Source organism: Mucilaginibacter sp. UR6-11 (assembly GCF_020880695.1).
Classification (GTDB): Bacteria; Bacteroidota; Bacteroidia; order Sphingobacteriales; family Sphingobacteriaceae; genus Mucilaginibacter.
The window spans coordinates 163,571-177,159 of record NZ_JAJIWO010000006.1; the positions used below are offsets into that span (position 1 = coordinate 163,571).

General features: G+C 42.3%; 13 protein-coding genes. 9 read left to right on the forward strand and 4 right to left on the reverse strand.

Features of this window, described 5'->3' with window-relative positions:
- Window positions 1–100 precede the first annotated feature (100 nt).
- Window positions 101–1,864, reverse strand: a complete 1,764-nt coding sequence (argS, locus tag LJ658_RS14955) for an arginine--tRNA ligase (protein WP_230547331.1) — start codon at window positions 1,862–1,864, stop codon at window positions 101–103.
- 156 nt (window positions 1,865–2,020) lie between these two features.
- Between argS and LJ658_RS14960 the strand changes: the two genes are divergently transcribed.
- From LJ658_RS14960 to ctlX, 4 genes are all read left to right on the forward strand, one after another.
- Window positions 2,021–3,475: an arginine deiminase family protein gene (locus LJ658_RS14960; protein WP_230547332.1), complete on the forward strand. Its 1,455-nt coding sequence runs from the start codon at window positions 2,021–2,023 to the stop codon at window positions 3,473–3,475.
- 88 nt (window positions 3,476–3,563) lie between these two features.
- Window positions 3,564–4,184, forward strand: a complete 621-nt coding sequence (locus tag LJ658_RS14965) for a DUF2975 domain-containing protein (RefSeq protein ID WP_230547333.1) — start codon at window positions 3,564–3,566, stop codon at window positions 4,182–4,184.
- Window positions 4,184–4,390, forward strand: coding sequence for a helix-turn-helix transcriptional regulator (locus LJ658_RS14970; protein ID WP_230547334.1), 207 nt, complete (start codon window positions 4,184–4,186; stop codon window positions 4,388–4,390). Before LJ658_RS14965 ends, LJ658_RS14970 begins: the two co-directional genes overlap by 1 nt.
- A 49-nt stretch (window positions 4,391–4,439) precedes the next feature.
- Window positions 4,440–5,366, forward strand: coding sequence for a citrulline utilization hydrolase CtlX (ctlX, locus tag LJ658_RS14975; RefSeq protein ID WP_230547335.1), 927 nt, complete (start codon window positions 4,440–4,442; stop codon window positions 5,364–5,366).
- A 9-nt stretch (window positions 5,367–5,375) separates the two neighbouring features.
- On the opposite strand, the gene LJ658_RS14980 is transcribed toward ctlX, so the two are convergent.
- Together LJ658_RS14980 and LJ658_RS14985 are read right to left on the reverse strand one after the other, a co-directional pair.
- Window positions 5,376–7,736, reverse strand: a complete 2,361-nt coding sequence (locus LJ658_RS14980; RefSeq protein WP_230547336.1) for an endonuclease MutS2 — start codon at window positions 7,734–7,736, stop codon at window positions 5,376–5,378.
- The gene (locus tag LJ658_RS14985) at window positions 7,737–8,282 is read right to left on the reverse strand and encodes a DUF4296 domain-containing protein (RefSeq protein ID WP_230547337.1); all 546 of its coding nucleotides are present in this window, start codon (window positions 8,280–8,282) and stop codon (window positions 7,737–7,739) included. It abuts the gene before it with no gap.
- A gap of 40 nt (window positions 8,283–8,322) precedes the next feature.
- On the opposite strand from LJ658_RS14985, the gene LJ658_RS14990 reads away from it, so the two are divergent.
- The 4 genes from LJ658_RS14990 to LJ658_RS15005 all read left to right on the forward strand — a co-directional run bounded on the left by LJ658_RS14990 (window position 8,323) and on the right by LJ658_RS15005 (window position 11,638).
- Window positions 8,323–9,012 carry a YggS family pyridoxal phosphate-dependent enzyme gene (locus LJ658_RS14990; RefSeq protein WP_230547338.1) on the forward strand — a complete coding sequence of 230 codons (690 nt, stop codon included), beginning with the start codon at window positions 8,323–8,325 and terminating at the stop codon, window positions 9,010–9,012.
- 98 nt (window positions 9,013–9,110) lie between these two features.
- On the forward strand, window positions 9,111–9,578 hold the full coding sequence (locus LJ658_RS14995) for a GNAT family N-acetyltransferase (protein ID WP_230547339.1): 468 nt from the start codon (window positions 9,111–9,113) through the stop codon (window positions 9,576–9,578).
- A gap of 3 nt (window positions 9,579–9,581) precedes the next feature.
- On the forward strand, window positions 9,582–10,382 hold the full coding sequence (locus LJ658_RS15000; protein WP_230547340.1) for an RsiV family protein: 801 nt from the start codon (window positions 9,582–9,584) through the stop codon (window positions 10,380–10,382).
- Window positions 10,382–11,638 carry an aspartate kinase gene (locus LJ658_RS15005; RefSeq protein WP_230547341.1) on the forward strand — a complete coding sequence of 419 codons (1,257 nt, stop codon included), beginning with the start codon at window positions 10,382–10,384 and terminating at the stop codon, window positions 11,636–11,638. Before LJ658_RS15000 ends, LJ658_RS15005 begins: the two co-directional genes overlap by 1 nt.
- Before the next feature lie 25 nt (window positions 11,639–11,663).
- On the opposite strand, the gene LJ658_RS15010 is transcribed toward LJ658_RS15005, so the two are convergent.
- Window positions 11,664–12,350 carry a hypothetical protein gene (locus LJ658_RS15010; RefSeq protein WP_230547342.1) on the reverse strand — a complete coding sequence of 229 codons (687 nt, stop codon included), beginning with the start codon at window positions 12,348–12,350 and terminating at the stop codon, window positions 11,664–11,666.
- A 183-nt stretch (window positions 12,351–12,533) separates the two neighbouring features.
- Here LJ658_RS15010 and LJ658_RS15015 point away from each other — a divergent pair, with 183 nt between their 5' ends.
- On the forward strand, window positions 12,534–13,586 hold the full coding sequence (locus LJ658_RS15015; RefSeq protein ID WP_230547343.1) for a basic secretory family protein: 1,053 nt from the start codon (window positions 12,534–12,536) through the stop codon (window positions 13,584–13,586).
- The last annotated feature ends 3 nt before the right edge of the window (window positions 13,587–13,589 follow it).

Below are 13,589 nucleotides of genomic sequence, written 5' to 3' on the forward strand. Positions count from 1 at the left end.
GAAATATCTTCCTTTAGAACTACTGGTTTTAAAAGAAGTTTTCAATAAACAAAAAAAGCCACCTAACGGCAGCTTCAAATTTATCTTACGAGGTGCAGGCTTACATTCGTTCAGGAACTTCGATCCCCAGCAGATTCATGCCTTTGCTTATCACCCTGGCTGACGCTGCCGAAAGTTGCAGCCTGAATTGCTTTATCAGCTCATCTTCGGCCTGTAATATGGAATGCTCATGGTAAAACTTATTATAAGCCTTGGCTACTTCATAAATATAATTAGCAACGGCACCCGGATTAAACGCTATTGCCGCCTGATTAATAACCTCCGGAAATTGGGTTAAAACAACTATCAGATCGCGCTCGCCCGCCGCCAGTTCTCGGGGTTCTGCATTAAGGTTGGTTATGGTGGCGCGGCTTAATACAGATTTAATACGGGCATGGGTATACTGAATAAACGGGCCGGTATGTCCCTGAAAATCAACCGATTCATTGGGGTCAAACAATAGCCGCTTTTTTGGATCAACCTTCAACAGGAAATATTTCAGGGCGCCCATGCCTATAGTATGGTATAACTTAACTTTTTCCTCTTCGCTGAAATCATTGATCTTACCTAATTCTTCAGTAACCTTCCTGGCGGTGCTTTCCATCTCGGCAATCAGGTCATCCGCGTCAACCACCGTGCCCTCGCGTGACTTCATTTTGCCCGATGGCAGATCGACCATTCCGTATGATAAATGGAACAATCCCCTGGCCCAGGTTTTGCCCAGTTTCTGCAGGATCAGAAACAACACTTTAAAATGATAATCCTGCTCATTGCCTACCACGTAAATAGACTCGTCCATTTTAAATTCGTCATACTTAAGCTGCGCGGTACCCATATCCTGGGTGATATAAACCGAGGTGCCATCGGCACGTAATACCAGTTTCTCATCCAGGCCATCCGCAGTAAGATCTATCCAGACAGAACCATCAGCCTTTTTAAAGAAGACCCCGCCGGCCAGTCCCTCGTCAACAATATCTTTTCCTAATAAATAGGTATTTGACTCATAGTAATATTTATCAAAAGCGACGCCCATTTTCTCATAGGTTTTGGCAAAGCCCTCGTATACCCAGCCGTTCATGGTTTGCCAAAGGTCAATTACAGCATCATTGCCGGCTTCCCACTGTAACAGCATTTCCTGGGCTTCTTTAATTAGTGGGGCATTCTTTTTTGCCTCCTCTTCTGTCTGGCCGGCTGCTTTTAACTCCTCTATCTGCTTTTTGTATTCCTTATCAAATACCACATAGTATTTACCTACCAGGTGATCACCTTTTTCGCCGGTCGACTCCGGCGTTTCGCCATTACCAAACTTTTGCCAGGCCAGCATTGATTTACAGATATGTATACCACGGTCATTCACCAGATTGGTTTTAATAACTTCATAGCCCGCAGCAGATAGTATTTGCGCTACCGAATAACCCAGCAGGTTATTACGCACGTGGCCCAGATGCAATGGTTTATTGGTATTTGGCGACGAGTACTCAACCATCACCTTTTTACCATTAGGTTTAAAAACCGCAAAATCAGCAGCGGTAATTACTTTATAAAGCTGTTCAAGCCAATAAGCATTAGATATTGAAATATTTAAAAATCCTTTTATTACGTTAAATCCAGATACCTCCGTTAATTCATTTTTAAGGTATTCACCAATCTCGGTGCCGGTTTGCTCAGGCGACTTGCGCGAAAATTTGGTGAACGGAAAAGTAACTATGGTAACCTGGCCCTCAAACTCTTTACGGGTCTCCTGCAAACTAACTTCGGCAGGCGTAATCGTTGTTTGATATAAGTGTTTAACGGCTTTAACGGTGGCATCAATAATAAAATCCATGCGGCAAAATTAATAAAATAGTTCAACTAGCCCCCGCTAAATCTCCCCGGGTTGGGGATACTTTTAACAGATATTTAAAAGCCCTCCCTTCCGGGAAGAGCTGGGTGGGGCTGATATCAATTATTCTCTATAGCTTTGTTGTAGCTAAAAACACCTATGATACTACCTGATAAAAATTTTAAATTAAATGTAAGTTCAGAGATCGGCGACCTGCGCGCCCTGTTAATTCATAGCCCTGATAACGGCTTGGGCCGTGTTGTCCCTTCAAAAGCGCAGGATTGGCTGTTTGAGGATATTGTACACCTGGACAGCATGCGCAAAAACGAATACGACTATTACATCAAGCTCCTGCTCTATTTTTTAGATCCGGATAAAATAAAAGGAAAGCTTAAAGAGATAGACGCCCGGGAAAACAACCGCAGCTTCTTTAAACCGGATAACAAGGATTTTTATGCGTCGGACAAAGTAATTGAGATCCAAACCTTGCTGGCGGATATTTTGGAAAACGATGATATCCGTAATAAACTTACAGCATCAGTTTGTGCTATTGAAAGCTGCAATTATCGCTTACAGCAAAAACTAACCAATACTGCGCCGGTTGAACTGGCCAGGATATTTATATCGGGATCATTAGACAGTAATGAGATGATCTTTGCCCCTATCCCCAATTTAATATTTTCTAGGGACATTGGCATCGCTATTAATAATTATATGCTGTTAAACAAACCGGCAAAGAAAGCAAGGTCACGCGAGACATTGCTGGCCCGTTACATATTTTTTAATCATCCGCTTTTTGCCGACTACCGCGATAACATACTGGAAATACCGGAAACAGTACAACATTTTTTACGCCCCGGCGAAGATCAGGACGAAAAAACCACTTTGGAAGGTGGTGATGTAATGATGATAAGCCCGGAGCATTTAATTATCGGCTGTAGTGAGCGCACGTCTGCCAGCGGAGCTAATGAGGCCATTAAACTGTTGTTTGCAGCGGATATCGTCAAAAAAATAACTGTTGTAAAGATCCCCCACCGGCGTGATTATATGCATATTGACACCGTATTTACGCAGGTAAAACGTAATGTATGGGTGGTGCTCCACTCGCTTGCTGTTACGCAAAGCCCGGCAGAGGATAGCGAACCTATTGCGTGGCTGGCAGAAAAGAAAACAAAGGAAAAGGACAGGACAGATATTATCCAGTTTGAAAAAGGCAGGAAAAAACCACGCACATTTAATTGTTTGGAAGATTTGCTGACCGACATCAGCCAGAATGATTTGCAAAGCCAGGAAGAAACTAAATTCATCTATTCAGGCAATGATACCTTCCCTTACGACGCCCGCGAGCAATGGACAGACTCTTGCAACCTGTTAGCCATTAAAGAAGGCGTTGTGCTGGGTTATGACCGCAACGACAAAACCATCGAAGCATTTAAACAGAATGGTTTCCAGGTTATAAAAGTGAAAGACCTGCTTAGGAAATTTGAGAATGATGAACTTGATCCGCAGACGATGAGAAACACGCTGATTTTAATGCCTTCGGCTGAGCTTTCAAGGGCAAGGGGCGGGTTTCATTGCATGAGCATGCCTTTACAAAGAGACTCTATAATTTAAATTACGATGATTATTTTATGTTTTACATAAAATAATTTTTGTTTTATAAATATTAGTTTTTATGTTTGTATCACTAAACGATATGAATATGAAAACAAATTCACACTGGCTACTCAAAACAATTAAGGTTGTGCTTGCCCTTATATGGTACGTAAATATTGTGTTGATAATAATAGCATTTTCGGTACTTACCTTAAAATTTTGTACATCCGATTTTACAGAATTCAGCAATCCTGTAAAATACAACTCGCACCTCGGGATTATAAAATTGCCCCCGTTAACACCCGATGCAAAGGACATTATCGTAACAAATGATCAGGGTATATTAAAAATGAAACTTAAAAACACGTTCGGTAATATCATAAGCGCTTATTTCTTTTTGATAGCACTTGAAACCCTGGTGACAATAATTATCTATCAATTGCGTAAATTTTTTGCCAGCCTTGATGATAGTACTCCTTTTAAATATGACAACATAAGCAGGTTAAAGCTTATTGCATTATGTTTTGCGTTACTTACCCCCCTGCATATATTGCTGGGGATAGATACCGCCTTCATTTTACATAGCCAGGTAAAAGGGTTTGACCTGTTTAACATGGTTTGGACAGAAAGTTTAACAGGGCTTATATTAGGCGCTGTAATTTATGTAATGGCCGATGTATTTAATTACGGTTTTAACCTGCAAAAAGAAAACGAGGAGTTTGTATAATGGCGATTATAGTAAATTTAGATGTTGAGATGGCTAAAAATAAAATCTCATTAAAGGACCTGGCTGAGCGGCTGGATATCAGTATGACCAATCTCTCGTTGTTAAAAACCGGCAAGGTCAAGGGCGTACGGTTTGACACGCTTAATGCCCTTTGCGGCGAACTAAACTGTAAACCCGGCGATATATTGGATTATAAAACAGATTAGTTAACAATTACTATAAACCATTGTTATATTGCTTACATAATCTTGTACCATGCAAGCAACTTCAAATCTGTTAATGATACGCCCGGTGGCCTTTGGATTTAATGAGCAAACAGCCGGCAGTAACGCCTTCCAAATCCGCGATACCGACCAGCAACAAGTACAAACGAAAGCTGCAGCCGAGTTTGACGGGCTGGTTAATATTTTGAAGGATAATAAAGTAAATGTTATTGTTATTGACGATACCGCACAACCCCATACGCCTGACGCTATCTTCCCTAATAACTGGGTATCATTTCATGATAATGGTGATGTATTTTTATATCCCATGCAGGCAGAAAACCGCCGGCTGGAACGTCGCGAAGATATTATTACACAGCTGGAAGATAATTTCAGGCTTAGGCATGTAACAGACCTAAGCCATTTTGAACAGGAAAACAGATTTTTGGAGGGTACCGGTAGTATGGTGCTCGACCGCGAAAGTAAGATCGCTTACGCCTGTTTATCGCCTCGCACAAATGAAAAGGTGTTGGCCGCTTTTTGTGGACAAAGCGGATATACTATGCTTACCTTCCACGCGGTTGATGAAAACGGTCTGGCCATTTACCATACCAATGTGATGATGGCAATGGGTAGCAACTTTGCTGTAATTTGCCTGGATAGCATTCAAAATTCCGCTGAAAAAGAATTGGTTATAAAAAGCTTAAAAAGTACCGGTAAAGAGATCATCAGCATATCTTTTGATCAGATGAGCCATTTTGCCGGCAATATGCTGGAGGTAAAAAATACCCGGGGCGATACTTTGATAGTTATGTCTTTAAGCGCTTATCAATCGCTTACCTATCAACAAAAGGCGGTCCTGTCTGCCTTTGGCAAATTGGTTTACGCAGATATAGGTACGATTGAAACCAATGGCGGCGGCAGCGCGCGTTGCATGATTGCGGAGGTACATTTGCCGCAGTCAGGTTTACCAGCCTAACAACAAAGATTATTTGAAATAGACGTAAGTAATGCCGTCCCCGCCGCGGTCGGCATGTTCATCTTCCATGCGGTCAACCTGGTCATATTTCTTTAAATATTGGCGTATCATTTTGCGCAGGATACCGTCGCCTTTGCCATGCAGTATTTTAAGATTCCCGAAACCCATCATCAGGGCACGGTCAAACAGCCTTTCAATAGCCGATAATGCGTCTTCGGTACGCATACCACGTACATCAATCTCGGGACTAAAGCTGGCAATATCGCCGGTGTGGCTATTCATGCTTCGCCTCACCTCTTTGGGCACAACCGATTTAGCCACCTTTTGCACCCGTTTCCGTTTGGCAACGGTACGCAGATCACCTATAGCGATGACAACATTGTCTTTGATCAGCTCAATGATCTGCCCGGTAGTTTCTGAGTCGGCCAGTCTCACCCAATCCCCTACTTTAAGTTCCTCATCGGTAGCGGCAGATTTTGCCGGCGCGGGCTTCGCAGTATTTTTCTGCAGTTCGCGGTTAAGGTTTTCGCGCAGATCTTTTGTCTTTTCCTTATCAGCATTATTGCTTTTTATTTCGGCAATGGTATTTTCCACCAGCTTATTAGCGTTCAGGATGATGTTCTTAGCTTCCTCCTTAGCTTCACGGATCAGTACTTTTTTATTTTCTTCAAGATAGGCTTTCAGTTTTTCATTTTCGGCCAGTAAGGCATCAACCTGTCTTTGCTGCTTATCCAGTTTTACACGGGTGTCCAATATTTCTTTCTTCTCGCGCTCCAACCCTACCAATAACGTATCCACGTTTTTTTGCCCGGCACTGATCTTGTTTTTAGCAAGGTTAAGCACTTGCTGCGGCAAACCTATTTTTTGAGCTATTTCAAAAGCATATGAACTTCCCGGTTTGCCCACCTCCAGCATATAAAGGGGCTTCATCTCTACGTTATTAAACAGCATTGATGCATTTTCAATTCCTTCGGTATTACCGGCAAAAATTTTCAGGTTTGAGTAGTGGGTAGTTACCATACCTTTTACTTTTTTATGGTTCAGTGATTCCAGCACCGCTTCGGCTATAGGGCCGCCAAACTGCGGATCGGTCCCGGTGCCAAACTCATCAATCAGGATCAGCGACTTGCCATTGGCATTTTCCACAAAGTTTTTCATTTTGGATAAATGTGCGCTGTAGGTGCTCAGGTCACTTTCTATCGACTGGTCATCGCCGATATCAACAAAAAATTGCTTGAAGACACCTACTACGCTGGCTTCATCCGCGGGGATCAATAAACCCGCCTGCACCATGAGCTGTAATAAGCCAACGGTTTTCATACAAACAGATTTGCCGCCTGCGTTAGGGCCCGATACCACAACCACCCTGGTGTGCTCATCAATCTGCAGGTTTAATGGCACTACCGTTTTATGCTCTTTCTTGAAGTTTAAAAACAACAGCGGATGTCGCGCATTTACCAGCTTAAGGCGTGCCTCATTAATCACCTGTGGCAATTCGCCTTCTATATCAATAGCAAACAGAGCCTTGGCACGCACAAAATCCAGTTTGGTAAGCAAACTGTGGTAAGAAAGCAAAAGCGGCACGTAAGGTCTTAACTCGTCGGTTAAACCGGTCAATATTTTTATTATCTCGCGTCTGCGTTCAAACTCAAGGTCACGGATACGGTTGTTTAACGTAAAAACTTCCTCCGGCTCCACGTATACAGTTTGGCCGGAAGCTGATTCATCATGGATAAAACCTTTCAGCTTGCGTTTATTTTCGGCCAGTAGCGGTATACATAAGCGTCCATCCCGAATGGTTAATGAGCCGTCAGCCGTCCAGCCATTGCCCGACGCGCTTTTAAAAACCTGGTCTATCTTCCTTCTTGCTTCCTGTTCGGCTTTGGCTATTCCTGCCGATATATCAGCCAGTTCGCGGGATGCATTTGGCTTTATCTTTCCTTTGGGATCAATTACCTGTTCTATTTTTTTGATGATGGCCTTTTCTATCGGCAAGTGTTCAAACAATGCCTCCAGGTTTGGGTATTGGCCCTCGCGTTCATTAAAATAGGCTATAACAGCAAATACAGTGGTTAACGATGCCAGCACCTGGAAAAATTCTTCCTCCGTTAAAAAAGCGCCTTCAAGCCTTACTTTGTTAGCCAGACCTTTAATATCATAAAAATGCTGAATTGGCAGTGCGGCATCATTTTGCAGTATGTTTTTAAATTCGTGAGCCTGGCTTAAAAACTTGCTTATCTGCTCGTAATTGCTCATCACCTGTATCTTGTCAACCATTTGCTGACCCATGACGCTAAGGCAATGTGCTTTTATTAATTCCTTTACCTCGGTAAATCCCAGCTTATCAATACTATTCTCAGGGTAAAGCATTTATTGTAAATGTAGATTTTTAAGTTTTTTCTTCGGTTTTTTATGCTTCCCGGCCGGTTTTATGCCGCTTGCCTTGTTAACCGAGTCTTTTTTAATTTTATCCCTATCGTTCTTCATTTTTAAGGCGATAGAGTCTTTCTTCATCTTATCAGCTTTTCGCTGAAGCGCCGCCGTCCGTTTTCGGGTGATTTCATTTTCATCGGCAACAATTTTATTCATCGAATCAAGCTTGGCCTGCAGTATTTTTTCAATATCCTCATACATCTTCACCATTATTTCGGGCTGAGCAGCGTAAAACTTCATACTGTTTTTAAATTGCGCCGAATCAGTATGATATTGTTTAAACAGGTATAAATACCGTCCGGTGCCAAAACGGTATAAACTATCGCCGTTGGGCTGCGTAGCCAGGCTGCCATCTACCAGATGGACATCGGCCAGCAACCGTACCATTACATCGCGTTTAATAATATCTTTAGTGGCATTGCCCTCTTTACAGGCATACAAAAAAAGCAAAGCTGAAAAAAACAAGATAATATGTTTACGCATTCTGTAATTTAGCGGTTTAATAGCGCAAAATTACGGATAAATGAGCATTGCAGATAACATCAAAAGCTTAAAAAGCGAAACTATAGCTAAAAAGGTGACTTTAGTAGCGGTATCAAAAACAAAAACAGTTGCCGATATACAGGAAGCCTACGACGCAGGGCAACGTTTATTTGGCGAAAACACCGTTCAGGAAATGGTGGAAAAGTATGAACAACTACCAAAAGATATAGAGTGGCACCAAATTGGCCATCTGCAAAGCAATAAGGTAAAATACCTGGCCCCTTTTATCAGCATGATACAATCTGTTGATAGCCTGAAACTGTTGCAGGAAATTAACAAACAGGCTGCAAAGAATAACCGGGTAATTGATTGCCTGCTGCAGATCTATATTGCAGATGAAGAAACCAAATTTGGTTTAGGTTTTGATGAGGCTATTGAGCTGTTGCGGTCTGACGAGTTTGCCGCGTTAAAAAACATCCGCATACGGGGGCTCATGGGAATTGCTACCAATACTGATAAAGAAAAACAGCTTAAAGACGAGTTTCAGGAACTGAAGGTATTTTTTGATGGCGTGAAGCAAAGCTTTTTCAGGAAAGAAGCTAGCTTTGATGTGATATCAATGGGGATGTCATCAGATTATGAACTGGCCATTGAGCAAGGCAGCAATATGATACGTGTAGGCAGTACCATTTTTGGCGGCCGGGTTATCAAACATTGGAAAAATAATTAACGCCCGGCGCCGCCCTCAAAGGAAGGGGTTCTGATTAAAGAGAATAAAAAGATGTAAACCCTCCTCTTCTTAAAGAGATTAGGGTGTAAATAACAACTATGACCATCCATTTAAGAGTAGCCGTAAAAGAAGATTGCATTCGCCTTTTGGAATTAGTGAACGAACTGGCCCTGTACGAAAAAGCGCCCCAGGAAGTAACTGTAACCCTGGAGGAGTTTGAAGCCGCCGGTTTTGGCGAGAAACCGGTATGGAAAGCCTATGTGGCCGAAGTTGGTGGCCTGATTGTAGGGTTTGCATTATATTATGTTCGTTTTTCAACCTGGAAGGGCTGCCGCATGTACCTGGAAGATTTTATAGTGACTGAGCCCATGCGCGGCCGTGGCATTGGCAAGTTATTATTTGATCAGTTAATTGCCGAGGCCAGGGAAATGGGGTTTTCAGGTATGGTATGGCAGGTACTGGACTGGAACGAACCGGCATTAAATTTCTATGCTAAATACCAGGCCTCTGTAGAGGCAGGTTGGTTAAACGCATCATTATCAAAAGATCAGTTAGTAAACTATTAATTTATGAACGTAAGATATTTAATGTTTTTTGTGGCGGCGCTGGTTTTAAACGCCTGCAACTGGGGGGTGGCCAAAAAGCCAAAGGCTGATATTACCACGGATACGCTTACTTATACCTATAAAACAATAAAACAACGCGCAACCGATTGCGGGAACAAGCCGGATAGCAGCTGCACAGTAGCGAAGATTAACTATCCGTTGTTTAATGGTCAGACTGCTTTAAATGATACCGTTAGTTATAAGCTGGTAAATTTATTTGGCGCAGACGACCCCGATACCGACCTGCAACAATATACACAGCATTTTTTAGCCGGCTATGATGCTTTTAAAAAGCACGATTCAAGGTCCGCGATATTTTTTACCCTGGATAGCCATGCGAAAATAATAAGGCAGGATTCAAGCCTGACCACTTTAGAAATCAGCGGCTATAGTTTTAAGGGCGGCGCACATGGTAGTTCAATTACCACTTTTATCAACTGGGACACCAAAGCCGGTAAAAGCATTAACCTGGATGACGTTTTAACTCCTGACTATAAAGAAAAATTAACGGCTATCGCCGATACCATTTTCAGGACACAGGAAAAGCTAAGTGATACCGCTTCCTTAGCAAACGATTATTTTTTTAAAGACGGCAAATTCGCGCTCAATCGCAACTTTTCTATCACGCCCATCGGTATTCGTTTTTTATATAATCAATACGAAATTAAACCCTATGCTGCCGGGCAAACTGATCTGTTTATCCCTTACGCAAAAATCAAATCATTGCTAAAACCTAATACGGTTATCACTCAATATCTTAAATAATGCTTGTTTTTAAATTCGGAGGTGCATCTGTAAAAGATGCAGAGGGTATCATTAACCTGGCAGCGGTTGTCGGTAAATATCAAAATGAGCAGTTACTTATCGTGGTCTCGGCAATGGGTAAAACCACTAATGCACTGGAGCAATTAACTAAAGCCTATGTTGATCAGACCAATGATCTGCATGATATTTATGAGGGTATTAAACAATATCATTACGATATTATCAGCCAGCTATTTGAATCGGGCCACCCTGTTTTTGACGAAGTAGCCAATACTTTTGTTGAAATTGACTGGATGATAGAGGACGAACCGCATGACGATTACGACTTTATTTATGATCAGATTGTATCTGTGGGCGAATTAGTATCAACCCGCATCGTGAATGCCTATTTAAATAAAGCAGGCTTAAAAAGCCAGTGGCTTGATGTACGGGGCTATATCCATACCGACAACACTTATCGCGACGGTGTGGTACAATGGGAGAAAACACGCGCCAGCATCCAATCAGCCATCCCCGCTCTACTGGAGCAGGGCATGGTGGTTACGCAGGGTTTTTTGGGCGGCACCTCCGAGAATTTTACCACCACTTTGGGCCGCGAAGGTTCTGATTATACGGCTTCCATATTTGCAGCCTGCCTGGGCGCTGAATCTGTCACTACCTGGAAAGACGTGCCCGGCATATTAAACGCCGACCCTAAGTTATTTAATGATACGGTTAAGCTTGACGAGCTAAACTATACCGAAGCTATTGAGATGACCTATTACGGCGCTACGGTTATCCATCCAAAAACCATAAAACCGCTGCAAAATGCCAGGATTCCGTTGTTGGTAAAACCATTTAATCATCCGGAAGAAGCAGGAACTATCATTAAAGAAGGCGCGGTAAACGTATTTGAGAAACCTGTTATTATTGTTAAGCAACACCAGGTACTGTTATCTATATCTACCAAAGATTATTCGTTTATTACGGAAGACCACCTGAGTGATATATTTAGCAAGTTTGCCAAAAATCACGTAAAAATAAATGTGATGCAAACATCTGCGTTAAGCTTCAGTGTTTGTTTTGATTACAAAGACGATTTTTTTAAAAGGCTGTTGGCTGATTTAAGTAGCTGCTATAAGGTAAAATACAACAGTGATTTGACGCTGATTACGCTGAGACATTACGCAACCAATGTGGTAAAAAACTTTACCGAAGGCAAAACCGTTTTGCTTGAACAGGTTAGCCGTAACACCGCCCAGTTGGTTCTGAAATAGTAAGCAGTATCAGGCCTGACGCGGTTTACAAATTCTGTTTCAGGCTTCTGAAAGGTTTGTCGTAATCTGCACTGCTGTACATTGTCAGGATGCTGTCTTTTAAAACCATGTAGTCGCCCTGCTGACTAACAACCATTTTCTTTATACCCCTGGCTGTTACTTCCATGGGCTGTATGGCTGCAATAACTTTACCGATACTGTCCAGCTCTAAAATATAGAGTTGGCCATCTGTATGCTTATCCTCATAAATCAGGCTGATGGTTTTGGTGCCATCATCAATAAATCGCCCTAAAAGCTGTTTGTCCGCCATATCCTGTGGATTTAAGGTCAGTAGTTGTTTTGCTTTCTCGGGCGTGAAGCCCATAAATTCAAAACTCAGCAGGTTATTGTCATTATCCTTAACGGTATCGGCGGGGGCAATTACAGCCTTATCATGATAAGTTGCGGTAGCATAAACAATAACTCCACCTTTGTTTTCATAACTGTTACCGGGTAATATAAAATCAAGCTGCAGGTTGTTGTATTGCGAGCTGTCACTTTTTATGTAAGCGGCTATATCAACCAGTTGTTGCTTGTTTATGCGACTGTTAACCAGCACGCCTAATTTAGCCCCGTTTGCAATTTTTTCAGACTTTAATATCCGGAACGGGGTTTTAGGTTTTGAATGGCATGCCGTAAGTACTACCAAACACAGGATCAGCATTTTTTTCATTTCAGCGCAAAAGTAGCGAATAAACAGAAATTACCGGCAATGCTGTGCCATATATCCGTCAAACCACCAAACAAAGCGCTTAAACTTATTATATTTCTGTACCCGGCACCAATCTTACTGTAGCTTCATTTTTACATAATTATATTTTTTCATGCCCTATATTTAAGGCAAATTTTAACTGATATGCTCAAGAAAATCTCAAATCTTGCATTTTTATTAATGCTTGCTGCCGCAGCTTTTGCGCAGACCACCCCTCCGCCCACCGCGGCACCAAACAGCCAGCCCACGCAACGCAGGCGTAACGCCCCAAGGCCCTACGCGGTTACCATTACCGACAACTCAAAAAAGTTTGACCTTGATACCGTAAAAGAGAACCAGCTTACCGAGGCTTTTAAAAACGTTTATCCTGGTTTTGCCGCTGCTGATGGTTACCGCACTGCGCGCGAAGTGACCATGACCATTAGTGACACCCTGAAGCAGGACCTGACCGCTAAAGCAGGCGAAATTAGTGTGAATGGCAAATGGTTAAAAAAGAAAAAGAATTTTGCAAAATTCCAGCAAACCCTGCAGGACCAGCTTCATAAAAACTGGAACTCGGTAGATACCATCAGGAAAGATGGTTATCAGTTAGTTTTCATCAATAAGAACTCGGATTTTAGCCCTGCTATCAAGCAGGACCTGATCAATACCTACTTCACTGTTTTCCCCAAGCTGGTGAGTATGTTTAATGGCCAAACCACCCATGAAGTTGTTTTTGTAACTGATACCGCTTACAAAGGCGTAGCCGAAGCCAGCGGGAACAGGATTTTATTCAGCACTAAATATATGAATGCCCACCCTTATGATATTGATATAGTAACCCATGAGGGCATGCATATTGTACAGGGCTATGGTTATGGCTCAGGCCCGGTTTGGCTGACAGAAGGCATTGCCGACTTTATCCGTTATAAATATGGTGTAAATAACATCGGTTCAAAATGGTATTTGCCGGCATTTAAGTCTACCCAAAGCTACAAGGACAGCTATAGGGTAACCGCCCGTTTCTTTGAGTGGATAGATCAAAAGGTCAAGCCGGGCATGATCGTCCGGATTGATAAAGAATTAAGGAACCATACTTATACCGAAGCTACCTGGGCCGCCTTATCGGGTAAAACCATTGATGAGCTTTGGGACGCATACGCGAAAAATCCGGAAGTGACACTAAAATATAGCGGAAAGGAAGCTGCAAAAATATAATAC

What these genes read in the sequence shown, in the direction of transcription:
- argS (WP_230547331.1), bottom strand. Translation starts at nt 1,864, where the DNA reads ATGGATTTTATTATTGATGCCACCGTTAAAGCCGTTAAACACTTATAT.
- LJ658_RS14960 (WP_230547332.1), top strand. Translation starts at nt 2,021, where the DNA reads ATGATACTACCTGATAAAAATTTTAAATTAAATGTAAGTTCAGAGATC.
- LJ658_RS14965 (WP_230547333.1), top strand. Translation starts at nt 3,564, where the DNA reads ATGAAAACAAATTCACACTGGCTACTCAAAACAATTAAGGTTGTGCTT.
- LJ658_RS14970 (WP_230547334.1), top strand. Translation starts at nt 4,184, where the DNA reads ATGGCGATTATAGTAAATTTAGATGTTGAGATGGCTAAAAATAAAATC.
- ctlX (WP_230547335.1), top strand. Translation starts at nt 4,440, where the DNA reads ATGCAAGCAACTTCAAATCTGTTAATGATACGCCCGGTGGCCTTTGGA.
- LJ658_RS14980 (WP_230547336.1), bottom strand. Translation starts at nt 7,736, where the DNA reads ATGCTTTACCCTGAGAATAGTATTGATAAGCTGGGATTTACCGAGGTA.
- LJ658_RS14985 (WP_230547337.1), bottom strand. Translation starts at nt 8,282, where the DNA reads ATGCGTAAACATATTATCTTGTTTTTTTCAGCTTTGCTTTTTTTGTAT.
- LJ658_RS14990 (WP_230547338.1), top strand. Translation starts at nt 8,323, where the DNA reads ATGAGCATTGCAGATAACATCAAAAGCTTAAAAAGCGAAACTATAGCT.
- LJ658_RS14995 (WP_230547339.1), top strand. Translation starts at nt 9,111, where the DNA reads ATGACCATCCATTTAAGAGTAGCCGTAAAAGAAGATTGCATTCGCCTT.
- LJ658_RS15000 (WP_230547340.1), top strand. Translation starts at nt 9,582, where the DNA reads ATGAACGTAAGATATTTAATGTTTTTTGTGGCGGCGCTGGTTTTAAAC.
- LJ658_RS15005 (WP_230547341.1), top strand. Translation starts at nt 10,382, where the DNA reads ATGCTTGTTTTTAAATTCGGAGGTGCATCTGTAAAAGATGCAGAGGGT.
- LJ658_RS15010 (WP_230547342.1), bottom strand. Translation starts at nt 12,350, where the DNA reads ATGAAAAAAATGCTGATCCTGTGTTTGGTAGTACTTACGGCATGCCAT.
- LJ658_RS15015 (WP_230547343.1), top strand. Translation starts at nt 12,534, where the DNA reads ATGCTCAAGAAAATCTCAAATCTTGCATTTTTATTAATGCTTGCTGCC.